Annotated in this window: 15 protein-coding genes and 2 pseudogenes; 15 read left to right on the top strand and 2 right to left on the bottom strand. The window is 40.0% G+C overall.

Annotated features, from left to right (window positions below; all coding sequences use genetic code 11):
- Positions 1 to 119: 119 nt before the first annotated feature.
- Entirely contained in the window at positions 120 to 1,646 is a 1,527-nt protein-coding gene (locus tag ACFO4R_RS09950) for a PepSY domain-containing protein (RefSeq protein ID WP_379788962.1), read from the bottom strand.
- 711 nt (positions 1,647 to 2,357) lie between these two features.
- Positions 2,358 to 3,191 (bottom strand): PepSY domain-containing protein, encoded by an 834-nt coding sequence (locus tag ACFO4R_RS09945; RefSeq protein WP_379788961.1) that lies wholly within the window; start codon positions 3,189 to 3,191, stop codon positions 2,358 to 2,360.
- 1,032 nt (positions 3,192 to 4,223) lie between these two features.
- On the opposite strand from ACFO4R_RS09945, the gene ACFO4R_RS09940 reads away from it, so the two are divergent.
- The 15 genes and pseudogenes from ACFO4R_RS09940 to ACFO4R_RS09870 all read left to right on the top strand — a co-directional run bounded on the left by ACFO4R_RS09940 (position 4,224) and on the right by ACFO4R_RS09870 (position 22,725).
- Positions 4,224 to 5,375 (top strand): exonuclease SbcCD subunit D, encoded by a 1,152-nt coding sequence (locus ACFO4R_RS09940; protein ID WP_379788960.1) that lies wholly within the window; start codon positions 4,224 to 4,226, stop codon positions 5,373 to 5,375.
- Positions 5,372 to 8,566 carry an AAA family ATPase gene (locus ACFO4R_RS09935; RefSeq protein WP_379788959.1) on the top strand — a complete coding sequence of 1,065 codons (3,195 nt, stop codon included), beginning with the start codon at positions 5,372 to 5,374 and terminating at the stop codon, positions 8,564 to 8,566. The genes ACFO4R_RS09940 and ACFO4R_RS09935 overlap by 4 nt, the downstream gene beginning before the upstream one ends.
- A 394-nt stretch (positions 8,567 to 8,960) precedes the next feature.
- A complete protein-coding gene (locus tag ACFO4R_RS09930) occupies positions 8,961 to 9,866 on the top strand; it encodes a selenium metabolism-associated LysR family transcriptional regulator (protein WP_379788958.1) in 906 nt (301 codons plus the stop codon).
- A gap of 193 nt (positions 9,867 to 10,059) precedes the next feature.
- Positions 10,060 to 11,517: pseudogene (locus ACFO4R_RS09925) on the top strand (VirD4-like conjugal transfer protein, CD1115 family); the annotation flags it as partial.
- 113 nt (positions 11,518 to 11,630) lie between these two features.
- Positions 11,631 to 12,041 carry a GNAT family N-acetyltransferase gene (locus ACFO4R_RS09920; protein ID WP_379788957.1) on the top strand — a complete coding sequence of 137 codons (411 nt, stop codon included), beginning with the start codon at positions 11,631 to 11,633 and terminating at the stop codon, positions 12,039 to 12,041.
- Between the two features lie 285 nt (positions 12,042 to 12,326).
- Positions 12,327 to 12,653 carry a single-stranded DNA-binding protein gene (locus ACFO4R_RS09915; RefSeq protein WP_379788956.1) on the top strand — a complete coding sequence of 109 codons (327 nt, stop codon included), beginning with the start codon at positions 12,327 to 12,329 and terminating at the stop codon, positions 12,651 to 12,653.
- A 1-nt stretch (position 12,654) separates the two neighbouring features.
- Positions 12,655 to 12,807: pseudogene (locus tag ACFO4R_RS09910) on the top strand (Maff2 family mobile element protein); the annotation flags it as partial.
- A gap of 122 nt (positions 12,808 to 12,929) precedes the next feature.
- A complete protein-coding gene (locus ACFO4R_RS09905) occupies positions 12,930 to 13,160 on the top strand; it encodes a helix-turn-helix domain-containing protein (protein ID WP_379788955.1) in 231 nt (76 codons plus the stop codon).
- On the top strand, positions 13,147 to 14,208 hold the full coding sequence (locus ACFO4R_RS09900) for a PDDEXK nuclease domain-containing protein (RefSeq protein WP_379788954.1): 1,062 nt from the start codon (positions 13,147 to 13,149) through the stop codon (positions 14,206 to 14,208). The genes ACFO4R_RS09905 and ACFO4R_RS09900 overlap by 14 nt, the downstream gene beginning before the upstream one ends.
- A gap of 55 nt (positions 14,209 to 14,263) precedes the next feature.
- The gene (locus ACFO4R_RS09895; RefSeq protein WP_379788953.1) at positions 14,264 to 16,249 is read left to right on the top strand and encodes an N-6 DNA methylase; all 1,986 of its coding nucleotides are present in this window, start codon (positions 14,264 to 14,266) and stop codon (positions 16,247 to 16,249) included.
- Between the two features lie 35 nt (positions 16,250 to 16,284).
- Positions 16,285 to 18,552: a restriction endonuclease subunit S gene (locus ACFO4R_RS09890; RefSeq protein WP_379788952.1), complete on the top strand. Its 2,268-nt coding sequence runs from the start codon at positions 16,285 to 16,287 to the stop codon at positions 18,550 to 18,552.
- A 68-nt stretch (positions 18,553 to 18,620) separates the two neighbouring features.
- Complete coding sequence (locus tag ACFO4R_RS09885) at positions 18,621 to 18,962, top strand: hypothetical protein (protein ID WP_379788951.1); 342 nt, start codon at positions 18,621 to 18,623, stop codon at positions 18,960 to 18,962.
- A gap of 455 nt (positions 18,963 to 19,417) precedes the next feature.
- Positions 19,418 to 21,055: a MobQ family relaxase gene (gene mobQ / locus ACFO4R_RS09880; protein WP_379788950.1), complete on the top strand. Its 1,638-nt coding sequence runs from the start codon at positions 19,418 to 19,420 to the stop codon at positions 21,053 to 21,055.
- Positions 21,056 to 21,262: 207 nt separating this feature from the next.
- Complete coding sequence (locus ACFO4R_RS09875; protein WP_379788949.1) at positions 21,263 to 21,991, top strand: replisome organizer; 729 nt, start codon at positions 21,263 to 21,265, stop codon at positions 21,989 to 21,991.
- A gap of 236 nt (positions 21,992 to 22,227) precedes the next feature.
- Positions 22,228 to 22,725 carry a GNAT family N-acetyltransferase gene (locus ACFO4R_RS09870; RefSeq protein WP_379788948.1) on the top strand — a complete coding sequence of 166 codons (498 nt, stop codon included), beginning with the start codon at positions 22,228 to 22,230 and terminating at the stop codon, positions 22,723 to 22,725.
- Positions 22,726 to 23,068 lie beyond the last annotated feature (343 nt).

Here is a 23,068-nt window from a genome sequence, read left to right as displayed (position 1 = left end):
TTATACGAAACTGTAACGGAGATCCATATGAAACGGTGATACAAAAAGAGATACCGAATACGCCCAAACGGCGCATTCGGTATCTGAAATAAAAGGAGTTTTAGCAATCGTATGGTGGATTAATCTTCATCGTCGTCATCATCATCGTCATCATCATCGTCGTTATGACCGTTGTCATAATCGTCGTCGATGTCTACATCATATTCAAGGATATTTCCTGAAGAAGCTTCGATCTCGAGACTGTATTCTACATTGTTGTGGTAGAATTCGATGTCGTAGACTTTTGTTCCATCTTCAAAATCAGCTTGTGCTTTAGTAAAATACACTTGAGATGCGTTCAATCCTGCTGCGTTTAGAGCGATGTTCTTCGCTGCTTCCAATCCGATATCCGCAGGAGCGGGAGCAGGGATCTCAAAGTCTTCGATGTCGGTATCCTTCTCGAGGATTCGTCCCGTAGCTGCATCAATCTCGTAGTCGTACTCTTTGTTTTTGTGATAGAACTCGATATCATAAACCTTCTTGCCGTCTTCCATCTCAGCCTTTGCTTTTACAAACTTGACTTGAGAAGCGGAAAGTCTTGCATCTTTCAAAGCGATGTTCTTTGCTTTGTCTACTCCGATATCCGCGGGAGCGGGGATTTCAAAGCCTTCGATGTCGGTATCCTTCTCGAGGATTCGTCCCGTAGCCGCGTCAATCTCGTAGTCGTACTCTACATTGTTGTGGTAGAACTCGATATCATAAACCTTCTTGCCGTCTTCCATCTCAGCCTGTGCTTTTATGAATTGGACTTGAGAAGCGGAAAGGCCTGCATCTCTTAGAGCAATCTCTTTCGCCTTGTTCAGTCCGATATCGGCAGGAGCAGGGATTTCAAAGCCTTCGATGTCGGTATCCTTCTCGAGGATTCGTCCCGTAGCTGCATCAATCTCGTAGTCGTACTCTTTGTTTTTGTGATAGAACTCGATATCATAAACCTTCTTGCCGTCTTCCATCTCAGCCTGTGCTTTTACGAATTGGACCTGAGAAGCGGAAAGACCTGCATCTCTTAGAGCGATGTTCTTTGCTTTGTCTACTCCGATATCCGCGGGAGCGGGGATTTCAAAGCCTTCAATGTCGGTATCCTTCTCGAGGATTCGTCCTGTAGCTGCATCAATTTCGTAGTCGTACTCTTTGTTTTTGTGGTAGAACTCGATATCGTAAACCTTCTTGCCGTCTTCCATCTCAGCCTTTGCTTTTACAAACTTGACTTGAGAAGCGGAAAGTCTTGCATCTTTCAAAGCGATGTTCTTTGCTTTGTCTACTCCGATATCCGCGGGAGAGGGGATCACAAAGTTGTCGATATCATTGTCTTTTTCAAGGATCTTACCTGTAGCTGCGTCAATTTCGTAGTCGTACTCTTTGTTTTTGTGATAGAACTCGATGTCATAAACCATTTTCCCATTTTCGTAATCGAGAGCCGCTTTTACGAAAAATGCGTTGGAAGGATGAACTCTTGCGTCCTTCAGTGCGATCGATTTTGCCTTCTCGAGTCCGATGTTATTATTGGTAGGAGCGGCGGATACGATCATAGAACCGGATGTCAAATTCAATCCGAGTGCAAGAGCAAGTCCTTTGACCAGATAGTGCTTTTTGCTTTTTTGTGCTTTCATAGTTGAAAACCTCCTTAAAAAATACCTGTTTGATGTAGATTGATCGTTTCTCTGTTGGCCAAAGTATACAAGTGACGTTTTTTATCGTTCTACAAATGTCTTAAATATATTCTACAAATGTCTTATGTAAATGTCAATAGTTTTTTTTGAATTTTTTTGAAATTAATTTTTGTTTATTGATATCAGAGAGTTTGAAGTAAAAAATATTTAAAGAAGTCAATTTTTAGAAAACACTTAAAGAAATCATCTGCGATGAGGAGATAAGATAGGTTTTATATTTCGGGCTTTTCGTATAACTGTATTTCGAATTTCGATAAATATTTTAGGAAGTTATTATTCTTTTGAGCTGTGGATATAAACGTTCTGTGATCTATAGAAGATAATACTACTATTCTTTTGAATAGTGGATATAAACAATCTGTGACCCATGGAAGACAACATAGTTTTTCGTCATCGAAAAACAGATATATCCACACTTCTATTGGAGAATAGGGTCAATTAGGTAACAAGAGAAGTAGTAACAGTCTGAGTCTAAGCGGATATAAAAACACCGGATATGCAGAGCATACCCGGTATTAAGAGTGCATGTATACTATTATCTGTCTAAACTGTCTATATCAATAACCTGTATTCATGAACACAAAGAAGTTTGTTGTATTTTTAAAGGCTGATATTTCCGGCTTCAATCGGATAATAGCACGAACTGTATTCCTAGTCGTCAATATCTACATCGTATTCACGGATGGTTCCGGAAGCCGCATCGATCTCAAAGTTGTATTCTTTTCCGTTGCTGTAAAACTCAATGTCATATACGCTTACTCCATCATCGTAGTCGGCATGAGCTTTTATAAAGTTGACTTGAGAAGCTTTTAATCCCGCCTTATTCAAAGCGATAGATTTTGCTTTTTCGAGTCCGATGCCTGAACCGGAGTTGGAAGATTTCTTTTGTGTGCTTTTTTGCGGAATGGTGTAATCTTCGATATCGGTGTCTTTCTCAAGGATGGCTCCCGATACGGCATCGATCTCATAATCATACTCCACACCATTGCTGTAAAACTCAATGTCGTAGACCTGTCTTCCGTCATCGCTGTCCAGCTTTGCTCTGACAAAGGCAACGTTTTTTGCCTTTAATCCTGCATTCTTCAAAGCGATGGATTTTGCTTTCTCTACTCCGATGCTCGAACCGGATTTAGAAGAAGCCTTCTTTTGTGCATTTTTTTGAGGAATGGAATAATTCTCGATATCGGTGTCTTTTTCGAGGATCTTGCCGGATGCGGCGTCGATCTCATAGTCGTACTCTACTCCATTGCTGTAAAATTCGACATCATAGACCCTTCTTCCGTCGTCGGTATCAAGTTTTGCCGTTACGAAGGCAACATTTTTCGCCTTTAATCCCGCATTCTTCAATGCGATGGATTTTGCTTTCTCGACTCCGATACTCTTGGGTGCGGCGGAAGCAATCCCCGATCCCGCTACCAAACTCAATCCCAGTGACAGGGCAAGCCCTGCAAGAATATACCTTGATGTTTTCTTATTTGTTTTCATGACTTATAGTCTCCTTTTTCAATAACATGGTTTGTTGTAGAAGTTGCAAAAAAGAATATGGTTTCATATAGTGGAAACGCTCTTTTTTCTACAAATGTCTTAACTATATTCTACAAATGTCGATGACGAATGTCAATACCTTTTTTAAAGTTTTTTTGTTCTTTATTAAAAGCTTGTAATATCAATGAAAATACAATTGTTACAATTCGGTGATAAAAAGTTTTTGTGCAGTGTATTTCAATAGGATATAGCCTATACTTACCACCCAATTTCATTTTGAAACAAAAAAAGAAAGATATTTGTAGAATATCGTAAACGGAAACGAGGTAAGTTGTATTTTTTTGTTCATAAAAAATACATTATATAAGTAGGTGCAGCCTTATTTGAAGTAGCGATAAAAAATGTTTTGTATCCGCTATCATATTTTTTGAAATATCGTTTTTATATCTTTGCTACTCTTTGATAGAAGGAGGATCGTATCGATCCTTCAATTGAGAAAAGTCGTTTTATATCATGGGAAATACAAATTGTTGATATCAAAGGTTCAACAGTATTAAGGCAACACTACACAAAGGGATATCTTGATTTTATTTATAAAGTACGAAATAACACTCCTAAGAAGTGTATTCTTTGCGTGAAAGAAGTTTTTCTCTGTGTTGTTCTGCGGTGTTTTCCAAGGCGTATTTACCGAAATGTGAAAAGGCAGCGGGATAAAAAGCTCTCGGATATCGCAGTCGGAGGCCTATAAAAAAGAAGATGGAGATGATGTTTTGATTTTGACCTATGTTCGTGATATGTATATAATAGAAGAGGGTGGGCATAGGTTGCGTGTAAAATTTGGAATCAGGGCTGCAATTTCAGGAAGGCATAATCTGGAGATTTGACATTGTTCGGTGTTTGCCGAAACATTCATCTCTGCAACACTGGAGGCTGTTCCCGGGCTTATGGAAAGAAAGCAATGGATATCAATGAACCGGCGTATAACAGTATACATCATCGCTGAATTTTTCAATTCAAACACGGAGGAAGAATATGAGATTACTTCATTTGGCAGATTTACATATAGGCAAGATACTCAACGGCTATTCCATGCTTGAGGACCAGCGTCATATCTTGGCTCAGGTGCTCGACATCGTCGATCGGCAGGGGGCGGATGTCGTCCTTATAGCAGGGGATATCTACGACAGGAGCATTGCGCCCAAGGAGGCGCTGACGCTCTACAACGATTTTTTGGCGGAGCTCATCCTCAAAAGGGGGCTCAGCGTTATCGCCATATCGGGCAACCACGATTCGGGCGAACGTCTGGAGGCGGGAAGTGCACTTACCGAGGCGATGTCCTACTATATGGAGGGAACATTCAAGAAGGACACGAGGAGGATCACCCTCAAGGACGAGTTCGGGGAGGTAGACTTCTATCCGATCGCCTTTGCCGATGTCGCCGAGGTGAGGCTGACCTTGGAGGAGGACAGTATCCGGAGTTTCGATGAGGCGATGCAAGAGACGGTGGAGAGGATAGAACTTCGCGACGCGGTAAGGAGCGTCGCCCTGGCACATTGCTATGCCGTATCACAAGAGACGGACGAGGAGGAGAAGATCGACTCCCAAAAACCGCTCAGCATAGGCGGAAAGGACTTTGTGAAGGCAAGCTATTTCTCCAAGTTCAACTACACCGCTCTGGGGCACCTTCATCGAAGGCAGAAGTGTCTGTTGCCCAAGATCCGATACTGCGGAACCCTCCTCAAATACTCGTTCTCCGAAGAAACACACACCAAGTCCGTCCTCCTCGTCGACCTTGATGCGGAGGGAAATGTCAGTATCATAGAGGAGGAAGTGTTTCCTCTTAGAAATATGAGGACGATAAGAGGGAGGTTTGAAGAAGTCCTGCAGGCCGCGACAACGGATGTGCACAAGGAGGACTATGTTCGATTCATCCTCGAGGATGAAGAGCTGATCCACAATGCAATGAGCGTGTTGAAATCATACTATCCCTACGCGATGGAGTTGAGGTATGAGTTTCGCGAGAGGGAGGCGAAGAAGTTTTTTTCGCACAGGGGAGAGAGGGAGAAGACCGTCCTTGAGATGGCGAGCCTGTTCTACGAACAGAATTACGAAGAACCGATGGACGAGCTTACCCGAGACCTTGTTCGGGAAGTGGTGGAAGCGATAGGAGGAGAGAGCAGATGAAACCGATCGTACTGACGATGAACGGATTTATTACCTACAAGGGAAGGGAGGTCGTCGACTTTAGAAACTTTGAGCAGGGCTCGTTGTTTATCATCTCCGGGCCTACGGGAGCGGGCAAGACGACGATCTTCGACGCGATCTGCTTCGCCCTCTACGGCAAGATCAGCAGTCAGGATAGGGGAGACGGAGAAGAACTGCGCTCCCAGTACCTTTCGCCGGAAGACCCTAAGACTTATGTGGAGTTGGAGTTCGAGGTCAATATGCAGAAGATCCGCATCGTGCGTTATCCCAGACAGGTCATCAAGAAGAAGAGAGGGAGCGTGGCTGCGGTATCCGAAGAGGTCGAGCTCTATTACGAAGACAAGGTCATCACCGCCAAGAGGGAGGCGGATGAGAAGATTGTCGAACTTACGGGTTTGACTTGGGAACAGTTTACAAAGATCGTCTTACTGCCCCAAGGGGAGTTTCGGAAGTTTTTGACGGCAGCTTCCAACGAAAAGGAGGAGATCCTGCGCAAGATCTTTGACACTTCAAGGTATCAGAGGTTTTCGGAAGAGATCAAAAGGCGTTACAGCCTGGTTCAAAAGAAGTTCGAGATTCTAGAGCAACGTGTGGACCTCGCCGTATCGACCTTGGAAGAGGAGACCTTGGAGAAGATCCGAGACTACAGGAAGGACGACCGCCTGCCCCCTCAGTTCTACGCCGAAGTTTCTGACAGGTTGGAGGAGGAGAGGGAAGATCTCGACAGGCAGCTGAGGAAGGGGCAAAAGAAAGAGAAGGAGGAAGAGAAGAGGTCCGAACAACAGGCCGTTTCCATCCATCGTGCACAAGAACACAATGAGAAACTTGAGGACTATGAGGCCGCAAGAAAGGAGCTCAGCGAGTTGTGCGAGCATGAAGAGAAGATCGCAACACTTCGCAAGAGGCTCGACACCGCAAGGCGTTCGTCCATCCTCCTTCTGGGAGAACAGGAGGTCCGGAGACAGAAGGAGGTCTTGCAAAAGACCGACTCGGACCTTGCACTCCTCAAGACGACCGAGGGAGAGCTTGCCGAGAAGAAGAAGGAGGTCCAAAAGGACTACGACGGGATCGAGAGCTTGGAGGAAGAGACCGAAAACCTCCTTCATCAGATCGAGGCTCTAAAGAAAGAAATCGAAGAACTTGCAAGGCTGGAAGAAAAATTGAAGGAGGAAGCTCTTTACCGTAAAAAGAAGAAGGGGGGCGAAGGGGTCGTTCAGCGACTCGGAACCGAGCTTTCGAAGTTGGAAGAAGAGATTGCAGCCCTGTCCTCGCCACTGAAACGGATCCATGCCAAAACTACGGAATTGATCGAATTGGAGAGAACTTGTAATACGAGTACCTCGGGTCTTGAGGTACTTCGAAAGATCTATAAGCATCTGAACTCCACCCTGAAGGAAAAACAGGGTCTGCATAGTCTTACGCAGGAGGTCCCGAAACTGGAAGCCGAGTTGAAACAAAGGGAGGAAGAGCTCCATATCAAGACGGAGAACTTCGAAAAGCAACTTCTTCTGGTCTATGCCGAAACCCTCAAAGAAGGTGAGGCCTGCCCGCTCTGCGGTTCTCTCCACCATCCCAAGGTCCTGGAGGCGGGAGAAGTCGTAGGAAAGCAGGAACTGGAAGAAGAGAGAAAGGCGATCACGGAGCTTAGAAAGAAACTTGTACAGACACAGCAGAAGGAAGTCGGGCATAGAGCGAACATTGGAAATTTGAACGAAGAACTCCGCGAAGAGGTTGGAAGGCTTGGAAACGGAGAAGCGGGTGCTCTCTCCCGAAGGCTCAAGAGCCTGACCGATCTTCTGTCCGTCGATGAGGAGGAAGTCGCCCTCTTGGTGGAAGAGTCCAAGCAGGCGGGTTCGGAGCTGAAGAAGAAATTGAAAGGTCAGGAAGAGAGCCTTGCGCAGGGAAGAAGGGAACTGGAGATCCTGGGTGATGAAGCGAAGAAGGAAGAAGAACTCTCAAAGCAAAGAGAGGAACTCCTTGAAAAGAAGACGAAGGCGGAGAAGGACCTTCTTCTCTACGCGGAGAAGGAAACTGTCTGCCAAGTCGAAATCGCGAGGATCATGGGAGAACTTCGCCTTGAGACCTACGATGTCAGCGAAGGCGAACTTCGAAGAAGAGAACTTGCGAAGCTGCAGGATCTTCGTTCTTCCAACAAGGCAAGGATCGCTCAAATAAAGAAGGACTATCAGTTAGTCAGTGACAAACTCCATTTGATCAGCGGACAACTCAGCTCCCTCTCGGAGAAGAAGGTCGAGGAGGAACTGAGGTATCATCAGAGCCTCTCCAAGTGGGAGAAGGACGTTGCGGAGATCTTCTCTTCTCCGGAAGAATACAGACAGAGTCTTATGAGTGAAGAGGAGATGGAAGAAGATGAGAGCCTTATTCAGGGGTATGAAAAGTTAAAACAGGAACTCTCCGCCAAGCTCCAAACCCTCTCCGCTCAGCTTGAGAGCAAAGAGAAGGCGGATGTGAATGCCCTGGAAGAAGAAAAGAAAACAACGGATCAACAGCTCGGTCTTCTCAGGGAAGAACTCAAGGGCCTTTCGGCAAAGAGGGAGAACCTCTCCAAGGTCGTGGAGGTGATGAAGGCAGTGATCGAAGAACAGGGACGGGAAGGAGAAGTGCGAAGAAGGCTTGCGACCCTGAATAGGCTGTGCAGCGGAGAAAATGCCGTCAAGGCGACACTGGAGACCTACGTCCTGATGTACTACTTCGAAGAGGTACTCGCCCATGCCAACCGAAGACTGTATCAGATGACGGACGGGCAGTACACCCTATACCGTAAGGAAGACAACTTCAAGGGAAACAGGAGGAACAAAGGTCTGGAACTGGAGATCCTCGATGCCAACGTAGGAAAGAAGAGAAATACAGCGACCCTCTCCGGAGGAGAAGGCTTTCTCGCTTCCCTGTCTTTGGCTCTGGGGCTGTCGGATGCCATGATGAGTGCAACGGGACAGATCGAAGTGCACACCCTCTTTATCGACGAAGGTTTCGGTACCCTCGACAGGGACAAACTGCAAAATGCCATCGACTGCCTTTTGGAACTGACGGGAAAACATCGATTGATCGGAATTATCTCCCACGTCGAAGAACTCAAACAGGACATCCCCAATAAGATCCTGGTCGACTACAAAAAAGACAGCGGAAGCAGCTTGAAGATGGTGTATTGAGCCGAGGTTGCCCTTTGGGTTTGCACTGTCCGTTTTTTCAAGACGATGGAGATCCGTACTTGCTCCCCGGAGTGCAGTTATCGTTTTTCACTTTGATTTACTACAAACTATGATTCACATTTATATACCCCATAAACCTGACAGCTTAATTGGGGAAATACCGCACAACTCAAAAGATCAGCGTAAAATCGATTTTAATATGAAGGATAACATTCTTGAAGGTGTTGATATGAAAAACTTTTGCATTGTATAAACTCAAGGGAAGATCGGGAAGTTTGCCTTTGTTCGGTGGTTCCTCAGGTTTTAGTATAAGTGGCAATATAAGAAGGTCTTTGGGAGAAGATAGGGTTTTGGATCTCTATGGAGTTCAGAGACCGGAGAGGAGAAGGATAGAATGGAATTTAAAGAATTGGAAGTTTTTGTTGCTCTGGTTGAACTCAGGAGCTTCTCCAAGGCGGCAAAGGCACTAAACCTTTCACAGCCTACGGTGAGCATCCACATCAAAAACTTGGAAGAAGAACTCGATACAGTCCTGTTTGTGCGTTCGACGAGGGACATGAAGATCACCGATGAGGCTCTGCTCCTGTATAAGGAAGCAAAGGAGCTTATCTCGAAGAAAAATCAAATGATGGAATACTTTATAAGGCTGAGGCGGAAAGAAGTTGTGGTAGGGGTCTCGACGATATCGGCGACCTACCTTCTTCCGCGGCTCATGGGAGATTTTTATAAAAAAAATCCCGATATTTCGATAAAAGTCGAGGAAAAAAACAGCCTCGATACCATTGAATCCATTGCGGATAAGAGGGTGGATATCGGGATTGTAGGGATGAAGACCGAGGAGGAGAATTGTTGTTTCTTTCCCATCTACAAGGACGAGTTCGTCTTTGTGGCGCCGAACACGGACTACTATCGGCATCTCAAAAAAAGCAATCCTTCGATCCAGACTCTGGCAAAAGAGCCTTTTATTATAAGAGAGAGCGGTTCCGGAGTGAAGAAGCATATGGAGATGATCATGAAGTCCGCCGGGGTGCAGATTCAGGATATCAATATAGTAGCATCGATCAACGATGTCGAAGTAATGAAGCAACTTGTAGTCGAAGGAGTAGGAGTCTCCTTTCTTTCCAAAGTGGCGGTAAAGGGCTTGGTGGAAGAGAGAAAACTTGTAGAGATTCCTCTGGGGGAAGTGGAGCGCAGATATCGTTACCTTTATTTGGTGTGGAATCATAAGATGAATATGCCCTCTTATATTAAGGAGTTCCTCAACTATATCAAGAATCAATATTATGTAGAGGAAGAATAGGAGAAACAATAGTGAAGGACTATTGCTATTTATACTGAAACTTTAATAACTAACCCTCAACCCCTTTGAAATACAAGGATATTTGCAAGAGTACAAGTTGAATTTACTACCAATTTACTACTTTTGAGGAAAGAGCCTTGATGTGCTGTAAAAACTCTTACAGATAGAAATATTTTACCACAGATAGTAAAAAGCAGGTTGGGGAAATTCTAAAGATATAGAGCCGTATATCGATGAAAAGATGGAGAATAACATTCTTCTGACACAGACAGAAAGGCTCACGATGAATGGACGACCGAAGAATCCGAAACACGCAAGAAATAAAAATGTTCTTGTTATCGGTGGGTCAGGCTCCGGTAAGACGAGGTTTTATGTAAAACCGAACTTAATGCAAATGCACTCGTCATATTGCGTAACCGATCCGAAGGGAACGATCGTCTTGGAGTGTGGCAAGATGCTTGAAGATAATGGCTATGAGATAAAAATCTTAAATACCATTAACTTCAAAAAGAGTATGAAATATAATCCATTTGCCTATATCCGTTCAGAGAAAGACATTTTGAAATTAGTGCAAACCATCATTGCGAACACTAAAGGTGAAGATTTCTGGGTCAAAGCCGAGAAACTCTACTATACAGCCCTTATCGGATATATCTTCTATGAAGCTCCAAGAGAAGAAAAGAATTTTAAGACGCTTCTTGATATGATTGATGCTTCCGAGGTCAGGGAAGATGATGAAACATACATGAATCCGATCGACAGGCTCTTTGAAGCGTTGGAAAAACGAGAACCGGCACATTTTGCCGTGAAGCAATATAAAAAGTACAAATTAGCCGCCGGCAAAACTGCCAAATCGATTCTTATAAGTTGTGGTGCAAGGCTTGCTCCCTTTGATATTCAGGAACTTAGGGATTTGATGAGTGAAGATGAACTGGAACTGGATACACTGGGAGATCGAAAGACTGCCCTCTTTGTTATTATCTCCGATACCGATGATACTTTTAACTTTGTTGTTTCGATTATGTACTCACAGTTATTTAATCTGCTCTGTGATAAGGCGGATGATGTTTACGGCGGAAGATTACCTGTTCATGTAAGGTGTCTTTTGGATGAGTTTGCAAATATCGGTTTGATTCCAAAGTTTGAGAAGCTGATTGCAACTATCAGAAGTAGAGAGATTTCGGCGAGCATTATCTTGCAAGCACAATCTCAGCTAAAGGCAATTTACAAGGATCATGCAGATACCATTGTCGGTAACTGTGATAGTACCTTGTTTTTAGGAGGGAAAGAGAAAACAACATTAAAAGAGCTTTCTGAAACACTTGGAAAAGAAACCATCGACCTTTATAACACTTCGGAAACAAGGAGCAATCAAAAGAGTTTCGGGCTGAATTACCAAAAGACCGGAAAAGAGCTGATGAGCCAAGACGAGATTACGGTGATGGACGGTAGTAAATGTATCTTTCAGCTTCGTGGTGTCAGACCTTTTTTGTTGGATAAATTCGACATCACAAAGCATAAAAATTATAAACTCTTAGAAGACTACGACAAGAGAAATTTCTTTGATATTCAGAAGTATCTTGCCACAAGAGAAAAAGCAAAATTAAGAAAGAATACGGTGGTTACAAGAATGAATAATCCACTTGATTAAATGACAAAATATGGGAAAAGTGATAAAATGGGATGGATAAGAAATTGATAAATTAGAATATAATGAATCGGAATATAGGAAAGCTAAAAAATAATAAAATTATAGAGGGAAATATGATATTGAAATTAGAAAATATGGAATCGGAAAAAACGCAAGAATTGGCAAATTTAATCAGAGAATACAATAGATCTAAGAGAGAACAATCTAAAAGTGAACCTCTTAACATCTATGCGGAAGATGAACAAGGCAACTTAATGGCCGGCATGGTAGCGGAGACTTTTGGAAATTGGCTTGAGATTGAGTATTTGTATGTCAGGGATGATTTACGGGGACAAGGGCTCGGCTCAAAAATCTTGAAAATGGCGGAAAAAGAGGCGAAAGAGAGAAAGTGTAAGTATTCATTCGTGGACACTTTTAATTTTCAAGCACCGAAATTTTATGAAAAGCATGGTTATAAAGAAGTATTTGCATTGAAAAACTATCCTTATACGGGTGAGCGATACTATTATACAAAAGAGCTATGATTTGAAGTGTAGTTTGGAAATTGGAATCATTTACTGTGATAATAATCATTATAGGTAAATCCCAGTTTGTCGAACTAAAACAATTAAATAAAACCACTAAGAGGAAGTAAAAGCAAATAGTCGTTACTTCCTTTTTTGATGCTTAAAAATAAGGAGGAAGCTATGAGAATAAGGAACAGATCCCCAACTATATCGGTGGAAATAATCAGAATAGGCAAGTAGTTTAGGCGATAGAGAGAAATCCTATCGTCTATTTTTTTACGGGGAATACGAAAGGACAAGGAAATGGACAAAGAAAAAATGATTAACATCAATGCCAGTCTTGTGGAAGAACCGGTGTTTAGGTCGTTTGAAAAAGACGGCGAAGAGGTAAAGGTTGCAAACTTCACTTTGGTGAAGAAGTACGGAGGCGGTAAGGAATACACAAAATGCTCGGTGTATGGCGAAAAAAGTGAGATGGCAAGGGGTTTTAAGAAAGGCGACTTGATCCATGTGTTCGGCTACTTCAAGGAAAGAGCTAAGGGAGATAAGATCTTTAAGAACTTCATCGTAAAATCTCTGAACAAAATTGAAAACAAGAATAAGAATGAAGATAACAAGGAGGAAAACTAATATGGAATTTTTTACACAGGCAGTAGATGTACTAAAAGTTTTGGTAACGGCGGTAGGTGCAGGTCTTGGTGCGTGGGGCGTGATTAACCTCATGGAGGGGTACGGAAACGACAACCCGGGAGCGAAGTCACAGGGTGTCAAACACTTAATGGCAAAATAAAGACGGAATAACAAGTGAAACAAGGTTTGCAAAACTGAGTTCGAGAAACATTAGATTGAGTTTATTCAATGTATATGTTATAATTGATAAAGTTTATGCAGATAGGAGAATGAACTATGGCACTTAATTATAAACCGTTATGGATACAGCTTATAAAAAAGGATTTGATGAAAGTCGATGTCATCAGAATGGCGGGACTTACCACGAATGTTATGGCACAGATGGGAAAGAATAAGCCTATTACATTCAAAAACCTTGAGAGAATATGCAAGGCACTTGAATGCACTCCTAACGATGTGATTAGCTTTGATGATGATTATGGAAAGGAAGAAGATGAGCGAAATTAAGTTAAAAGATGAAAATGCAATGAATGGACTTTATGATGAAATAAAGACCTTAGTCATTCATTCAAGAAACCACATTGTAACGGAAATAAATTCGACATTACTCCAAACTTATTGGGAGATTGGCAAGAGGATCGTTACGAATGAGCAAAATCATTCTGAAAGGGCAGAATATGGAAGAGCTTTACTGAAAGGTTTATCTAAGATGCTGACTAAAGAATTTGGGCGTGGATTTTCAGTTTCCAATCTACAATTTATGAGAAGATTTTACCAAGAATATGAAATTCAACAGACACTGTCTGTTAAATTGAGTTGGTCACATTACTGCGAGTTATTGTCTATTAGTGATAAGAATAAGCGTAGTTTTTATGAAAAAGAAACTGTCAATTCTAATTGGTCGGTAAGAGAACTCAAACGACAAATATCAACCTCTTTGTATGAGAGATTGTTGCTTTCTGCCGGAAAAGAGAACAAGGAAAAAGTATTGGAATTGGCATTAAAAGGCAACGAGATACAGAGTTCTTCGGATATTGTCAAAGATCCCTATGTGTTTGAATTTTTGGGGATACCTGAAGAAAAGCCGATAATGGAGAGTGATTTAGAAAAAGCCTTAATCGCTCATATTGAAAATTTTTTGTTGGAATTGGGGAAAGGCTTTATGTATGTCGGTTCACAGCAGAGGGTGACTTTGGGGAATACACATTATTATGTGGATATGGTGTTTTATAACAAAATACTCCGAAGCTATGTGTTGATAGAATTGAAAACGGGAAAACTGATGCCTGAAGCGGTGGGGCAACTCAATATGTATCTAAATTATTTCAGAGAAGAAGTGAATGACGAGATGGACGCAGAGCCGATCGGCATTATTTTATGTACCGACAAGGAAAACATACAGGCAGAATATGCACTCGGTGGAATTTCCAACACTATTTTTGCATCAAGATATACACTGTATATTCCAAACAAAGAGGTACTTCAAGCCGAACTTGAAAAAGTGATAGGTGCTTATGAAAGAGATAAAAGTAAGCATAACCCCAAAAATGATTAAAATAGCATTCGAGACACTTAAATGATCTCACATAAATGTTGGAGGAAAAAGAATAATGAGTAGGATAATTTCAAAACTACTTGTAGACTCAAACTATCAAGTAGAACAATTTTCAGATATTGAGATAGAAGCGGTAGAAAAGCTGATCACTGTCAAAAAGAATAAAAAAGGCGAAGATGTTTTATATGTTAATTGTCAAGTTAGGAACAAGGAAATAAAGCTAACTGATGAGGAATTGGTAAGACAGCTTTATATTTTTAAGCTAACCAACACCTATGGGTATCCTAAAGATAAGATGGAGCTTGAATATAGTGTTTCATTCGGTAGAGAAAAGAAAAGAGCCGATATTGTCATATTTGATAAAGTGGAAACGACCGTTCCATATATTATTGTTGAACTCAAGAAACCAAAACTTAAAGATGGAAAAGAGCAGTTAAAAAGTTATTGTAATGCTACCGGAGCCCCTATTGGTGTATGGACGAATGGTGGGCAAATTTCGTTTTATCACAGGAAAGATCCTAACTTTTTTGAGGACTTACCGAATATACCGAGTTATACAGAAAAGCTATCTGACATTCTAAGTGAAAGATGGACAATACAAGATTTAGTAGAGAAAGATAAACTTGTTACTGAAAAGAAAAGCTTGAAAGATCTCATCTTGGAAATGGAAGATGAGGTTTTGGCAAATGCCGGCGTAGATGTTTTTGAGGAAGTTTTTAAGTTGATTTTCACCAAACTTTTTGATGAAATGGAAAGTGGAAGGAATGCTACAAGACACTTAGAATTTAGGAACTATGGAGATACTGAAAGTGAATTGAAAGAAAAAGTCCAAAGGCTATTTGACAGAGCGAAAGAAAGATGGGACGGAGTATTTAGTGAAGATGCAAAAATCACCCTTACTCCATCTCACCTTTCAGTTTGTGTATCTTCTTTGCAAGATGTAAAGCTCTTTAATTCTAATCTTGATGTTGTTGATGATGCCTTTGAATATTTGATGAGTAAATCATCAAAAGGAGAAAAAGGTCAGTATTTTACACCCAGATATGTGATTGATATGTGCGTAAAAATGCTGAATCCGAAGAAAACGGAAACGATGATAGACACTGCGAGTGGGTCTTGCGGTTTCCCAGTGCATACTATTTTTTATGTATGGAAAGAGATCCTTAAAGAAAAGGGTATGGAACAAAGCCACCTGTTTACAAGCCAAGAAAAACCGGCAGAGTGTACTGATTATGTAAATGATAAAGTATTTGCCATAGATTTTGATGAGAAGGCGGTTAGAGTTGCAAGAACACTTAATTTGATTGCCGGGGACGGTCAAACAAATGTACTCCATCTGAATACTTTGGATTATGAAAGATGGGAAACAACAACAAAAACAGACGATTGGACGGATACCTACAATAACGGTTGGAAGAAATTGAAAAAGCTACGAGAAACAAAGAATAGTGATTATAGCTTTAATTTTGATGTGTTGATGGCTAATCCGCCATTTGCGGGTGAAATCAAGGAGTCGAGAATTATTTCTAAGTACGAACTTGGAAAAAATGCGAAGGGGAAATATCAATCAAAAGTTGGCAGAGATATTCTATTTATCGAGAGAAATCTCAATTTTCTAAAGCCCGGTGGAAGAATGGCGATTGTTCTCCCACAAGGTAGATTTAATAATTCATCAGACAAATATATTAGAGATTTTATTTCAGAGCACGCCAGAATTCTTGCGGTGGTTGGACTTCACGGAAATGTATTCAAGCCACATACAGGCACAAAAACCTCAGTTCTATTTGTTCAGAAGTGGGACGATGAACTTTGCCCTAAAAAAGAGGATTATCCAATTTTCTTTGCAACTATGCAAGAACCAAGTAAGGATAATTCGGGAGATAAGGTTTTTGTTAAGGACGAAGATGGTCTGCCACTTCTTGATAGTCACGGTCATTTAATTGTAAAACACGATCTATATAATCACGATGGAGTTACGGAAGATGGAATAGCTGAAGCCTTTATAGAGTTTGCCAAAAAGGAAAACCTCAGTTTTTTCTAAATAGCCCGTTCGATAAAGAGAAATATGAAAGATTATTGAACGGGCTGGAAATAAGTGTGATACCTTATAAGGAATTGTTCGATGAAAGCATAGATTTCAGGTTGGACGCTGAGTATCACAAAAAAGATAATCTTGAAAAAAACAATGTCTTGATAAAAAAAGGGTTTTCTACAATTGGAGAGTTTGCTTATGTAACAGATGGAATTCACACATCAATTGATTATTGTGAAAAAAGCAAAATTCATCTCTTTTCAGCAACAACACCAAAAGAGAATTATTTTGATTTATCCAGAGGAGTGTATATTTCAGAAAAAGCACATAAGCAAAACCCAAGAACTGCATTGAAAGAAAATGATATTATTATTTCGACTGTTGGGACAATAGGAAATTGTGCAGTTGTAAATCGATCTGTATTGCCTGCAAATTCAGATAGAGATGCTGGGATAATCCGCTTGAATGACAATCGGTTTAGATCGAGGTTTATAAGTACTTTCCTTTTGTCTAAATACGGAAAATTTCAAACACTAAGGGAGAGCACAGGAAATGTACAATTACATTTGTTTTTGTATAAAATACGGACGCTAAAAATCCCAAATCTTTCCTTGGATTTTCAAGAGAGAATTGAAGAATTGGTTGTTCAGAGTGATGGTTGTTTAGAAAGTGCAAAATTAAGATATTTACGAGCTGAAAATTTGCTTATATCAGAGCTGGGACTTGAAAATTTCAATCCCTCTAATGAAAAAATAGCGATTAAAAGCTTGAAAGAAAGTTTTCTGAGGACTGGACGATTAGATAGCGAATACTATCAACCTAAATACGATGAGTATGTAAAGAAAATTATGGGCTATGGCGGAGGTTTCAAGCTATTGTCGGAATGTTGCACTATAAAAGACAAAAATTATATGCCAAATGATAACGAAGAGTATCGATATATCGAACTTTCTAATATTGGTATGACTGCTGAAATAAATGATTGCACCATTAGTTTGGGCAAAGAGTTACCGACAAGAGCGAGAAGAAAAGTAGAAGAAGGTGATGTTATTATTTCATCAGTAGAAGGTTCTTTGGATAGTTGTGCGATAGTTCCTAAAAAGTATCATAACGCCTTATGTTCCACAGGGTTTTATGTGGTAAATTCGAGTAGGCTTAATTCTGAAACCTTGCTCACATTGTTCAAATCCAATGTGATGTTAGCGTTGATGAAAAAAGGCTGTTCAGGAACGATACTTACCAATATATCTAAAGAAGAATTTTGTAAACTTCCTATTCCGCTCATTGAAGAACAAGCTCAAATTGAAATATCCGAATATATCAAGCAGAGTATGGAATATAAAGAAAATGCAAAAGCTTTACTTGAAAATGCGAAAAAAAGTGTCGAGATAGCTATTGACAAGAGTGAAACAGAAGCACACAATTTCTTAGACAGACAGACAGACAGACAGACAGACAGACAGACAGACAGACAGACAGACAGACAGACAGACAGACAGACAGACAGACAGACAGACAGACAGACAATAGAATATTATGAAGAAAGAGCGACTTATTTTATAAGACTTGCTCTCTTCAGATTGTATGAGGAGCTTGGATTATTTGATGAGTTGTCAAAGCAGAAGAATTACACAATTAAAAATTTAAGCGATACATTAGCTAAAACGGGGCGATTAGATAGTGAACATTATGATGAAAAGTATGATCGGTTGTTTGAGGAAATCGAGAAGAATGAGTCCCTCTGTTTGGGTAAGTTAGTAGATATTGCAAAATCTGTTGAGCCGGGGAGTGATAATTATGAGGAAAAAGGAGTTCCTTTTATTAGAGTTCAAGACTTCACAAAATTTGGAATAACAAATCCTAAGATTTATCTTTCTGCGAAACGGTTCAAGGATACAATAAGACCTAAAAAAGATACGATCTTGCTTTCAAAAGATGGTACGGTAGGTATTGCATACAAGGTTGATAGTGATGAAGATATTATTACTTCATCTGCAATCCTGCACCTAAGTATAAATAACAAGAAAATTATGCCGGAATATCTCACTCTTGTCTTAAATTCATTTATTGTAAGAATGCAAGGCGAGAGAGATGCGGGCGGATCTATTATCAACCATTGGAAAAAATCGGAGATTGAAAAAGTCAAAATTCCAATCATTGATATGGATAAACAGAGGTACATCAGTGAACTTGTTATGGAGAGCAAAAGTTTAAGGGAGAAATCGAAAAAACTATTAGACATTGCAGTCAGGAGCGTGGAGATTGCAATAGAAGATGGTGAAGAAAAAGCATTAGAACTTCTTGCAAATTAAGTAAGTTAAAACAAATGAGAGATAGCAGAAATGTTGTCTCTTTTTTTATGCCAAGAAAGGAGAACAAGATGGTGGAAACAAAGAAAAAAGCGAAGTTATCCATTGAAGAAAAGATTGCAAGACGAGAAGAAATGGCACAGAAGAATAGCAATGAACTGAAAGTCTTAAAACGAAAACTAAGCGAGCAGAAACGAAAAGAAAGAGATAAGAGAATTTACGAAAAAGGGGCGGTCTTTGAGAGCATAATCAAAGAGAGTATAGCCTTTAACAAGGACGATTATTCTCAGCTACTTATCTATGCCAAAAGCCTAAACGGATTTATGGAAAAGGTATCGGAACTATGCAAAAAGTCAATGGAAAAATCGACGAGCGAAGAAGTAAAAACGGAAGAAACGAAAAGCGAGGGATAAGCAGAGGAAAGCTCCCTTGTTTACAAGTGCGCAATTATACACCCTAAAGGGTGTCCTTGCGTCCTGCGGAGCATTTACCCTTGCAGGGAGCAATAGAGGAGTAGCGAAGATGATCGCATATCCCCCATTCCCTTTTTTATCGTCAAGGGTAATACCCTCGCCTAATTATCTCAACAACTCAAATAAATTTTCGTTGGAGATAATTGGCTGGGGCAGCCTCAGTGCATTCGCTATCGCTCACCCTTGACCCTAAAAATTTGAAACGGATACCATTCGGCAAGCCGACATACTGAAACAACAAAAGCAGTTGCAGTATAGTCGGCTTTTTCTATTGTACCGTTTCAAAACGGTCATTCACTTTACGGACTATCCGAGAAGAAAACCGCTAAGACCGACACCTAAAACAACAAAAGAAAAGAACAAAGACAATCAAAAAGCGAAAGGAGTTGATAAGAGTGGCAGACAGTTTTCACTTTAATATTTCCATCATCTCAAGAGGAAAAGGAAAAAGTGCAGTCGCAAGTGCTGCCTATATTTCTTGTGAGAAACTGATGAATGAATGGGACGGAGTAACCCACGACTATCACAACAAAAAAGGGTTGGAGTATAAAGAAATTTTCTTGCCGGAAAATGCACCGAAGGAATTTTTAGACCGCTCCACCTTATGGAACAGTGTGGAGTTAAATGAAAAAGCCATCAATGCACAGCTTGCAAGAAACTTTATTATTGCCTTACCCAAAGAGTTAAGTTTAGAAGAAAACAAGGAACTCATCAGAGAGTTTATACAGGAGAATTTTGTATCCAAAGGAATGATTGCAGACCTTGCCATTCATCAAGAAAAAGACGAGGGAAACGGAAATATTCACGCCCATATCATGACAACTGTTCGCCCCTTAAATCAAGATGGCACTTGGGGAGCAAAGAGCAAAAAAGAATATCTTCTTGATGAACAGGGGAACAAGATTTTAGGTAAGAACGGAAAACCTAAAACAAGGAAAATCGACCTCACCGATTGGAACAACAAAGACAATGCGGAGAAATGGAGAGAGCATTTTGCCACGCTTTGTAATCAGTATTTAGAAAAAGCCGGAGAACAAAAACGAGTGGATCATCGCTCCTACAAAAGACAAGGAAAAGAAGAAATTCCGACCATTCATTTAGGAGCAAGTGCCAGTGCCTTAGAGAGAAAAGGAGTAGAAACCGAGAAAGGAAACATCAACCGAGAAATCAAAAAGCATAACTCCATTGTGAAAGCAGTCCGAGAAAGAATAGCTGAACTCACCTCTTGGCTGAATGATTTTACCAAAGTCTTATTTGAAAAATATGAGCAGTACAAACAGGAGAAGAAAGAAGAATATGAGAACAAAGCGGAACTCTTTAATCTCTATGAGTACATCAGTATTTATTATGATTTACAGGGAGAAAAGGCGAGAAAGTTAAACCCCTATGCAAGCAACAAAAAAATCAGTGCAGACCTTAACCGATTTTCCAAAGCGAGGATATATCTATCCGATAACAAATTGCAGACCATTGCAGATTTGCAAGGGAAAATCACCGAACTACAAGGCAAGAATAAGAACATCTATCAGGACATCAAAGCCAAAACTCAAAGAATAGAAACACTTCATCAATGCCTTGTCTATGCAGATATCATCAAAGCAAACAGAAAGATTTATGAGGAGTGGAAAAGTAAAACCTTTTTGTTCAAAGATAGCTTCTACAATGCCCATCAAGAGGAAATCGACAAATACCAAAGAGCAAAAGGACGGATTGAAAAACTAAGCGGAGAAAGTGCCTTAAAGCCAAAGAGTTGGAAGAAAGAGATCGAAAAGCTTGAACAAGAGATAAAGAACTTAAATTATCAATCTCAGAGAATAAAAGCCGAATACGAGCAAATCAACCATATCAAGTATGCAGTCAAGACAGTCAATGAGGATTATGGAATTGACCTATCCATTGAGATTGATAAGGCAATCAAGAGAGGAGAAAAACCGAGTGTGATTGCACAGATTAAGAAGTATCAGGAACAACAAGAAGCCTATGAAAAACGAAAGGAAAAGAACAAGGACTATTACAGGAATGAGGAAAGATGAAGTCCCGAAATGGGATAATATCTAAGGGGTGAACAAATCGTCCACTCCTATAAGCTGACGCACTGTTTCAGTGCATAAGTTTTGCATACCCGGTTTTAGGGACTTGCACAAAAACGAAGGGTGTCGTAAATCACGACTCCATTAAAGACTATGAGGGGAGTAATGATTTGTTACTCCCTTCTGCGTAAGAAAAGAAAGGAAAGAAAAATGGCAGAAAGACGAATGTTTTCCAAGTCCGTTATCTGGTGCGATATGTTTTTAGAAATGCCTTTATCCTCACAGGCACTTTATATGCACCTGAATATGAGTGCCGATGATGATGGATTTGTAGGCAATCCCAAAACAATACTGAGAATGATAGGAGCAAGTGAAGATGATTTTAAGATATTAGTTACCAAAGGCTTTGTGATTGTGTTTGAGAGCGGAATTATTGTGATTACCCATTGGAAACGAAACAACTATATTCAGAAAGATAGGTACAAGGGGACAATCTATAAAGACGAAAAAAGCTATCTAAACATCAGTAATAGCAATGTTTATGAGAAAACGGAGCGTATCTGTATCCAAAATGTATCCGATTTGGATACACAGGATAGGATAGGTAAGGATAGGTTAGATAAGGGTAGTATAGATAAGGGGAGAGGAGGAGAAGAGGAAAGTTCCCCACCCCAAAATTCAAAAACATACGGAGAATTTCAAAATGTCAATCTTAGCGATGAAGAATATCAAAGGTTAAAGGAAAAGTTAAAAAGCCACACAAACACAATGGTTGAAAAGCTATCAAGGTATATGCAAAGCAGTGGTAAGACCTATCAAGACCATTATGCAACCTTGCTTCACTGGTATGAGAAAGATGAGGAAGAATTGCGAAAGAAAACAAATGATAGAAGCAAAGCTCCGACGATTGAAGAATATATGATAGGAGATCATCTTTAAGATAGGCTTAAAAGACGGTGCAAGCACTCTATTTTGTTTCTAAATATGATTTAGGTACAAAGATAAGCCGAGAGAGAAAAAGAGCCTTAGAACGCTTGCCACCGTTTTGCAGTGGATTAAACAAAAATATAGTGGTTTAAGAATGAATATTCAGCTTGACTCAATGACAAAATATGGGGAAAGTGATATAATGAAATAGACGAGAAATTGACAAATTAGAAGTTGTGGAGGAAATAATGGAAACAGAACGTTTAATAATAAGAATTCCAACAATAGATGATTTTGATGAGCTATATTTAGTGCATGCTGACTCGGAAACTAATGTTTTCAACCCGGGTTGGAAAAAACCAAGTAAAGAAGAATTCATGCAATTTTTAAATTCTATAATAGAACACCATAATCAACATGGTTTTGGGTATTATACATTGGTAGATAAAGGTGATAATAAAGTTTTTGGGTTATGTGGATTAAGATATACTAAAATAGATAAAGAAACTTTTTTAAACCTATATTACAGAATTTCTCCATCTAAAATGAGAAAAGGATTTGTAAAAGAAGCAGCTAATAAAATTATTGGTGATGTAACAGAGAAATTGAGCAACAAATACAAAATAGTTGCATTAACTCTAAAAGACAATATCCCGTCAAGAAAAACTGCGGAATCCTTAGGGTTAAAATATAAAAAAGATTTTGATAATATAGATGGAGAAGGCAATGTTTATTATTTCAGTTAAAACTGTTTAAAACATATGCATTGAGAAAATATCCCTATACAGATGAGCGATACTATTATATAGAAGAGTATGATTTGAAGTGTAGTTCAGGAATTGAAATTATTTCCTGTGACAATAACAATTACAAGTAAGTCCGAGTTTGTCGCAGTAAAACAACTAAATAAAACCACTAAGAGGAAGTAAAAGCAAATAGCCGATACTTCCTTTTTTGATGCTTAAAAATCCAAAAAACAAAAAGGAGAATTTATGGAAGAATTAAAAAATACAGATAAAATGTATATGCTAATCTAAAAATGGTCCACAAACAACAAAAAATCTCTTTGAAAACCGGTCCAATCAATCA

This window comes from Filifactor villosus (genome assembly GCF_042652965.1).
Classification (GTDB): domain Bacteria; phylum Bacillota; class Clostridia; order Peptostreptococcales; family Filifactoraceae; genus Filifactor; species Filifactor villosus.
This window is presented reverse-complemented; position numbering and strand designations above follow the sequence as displayed.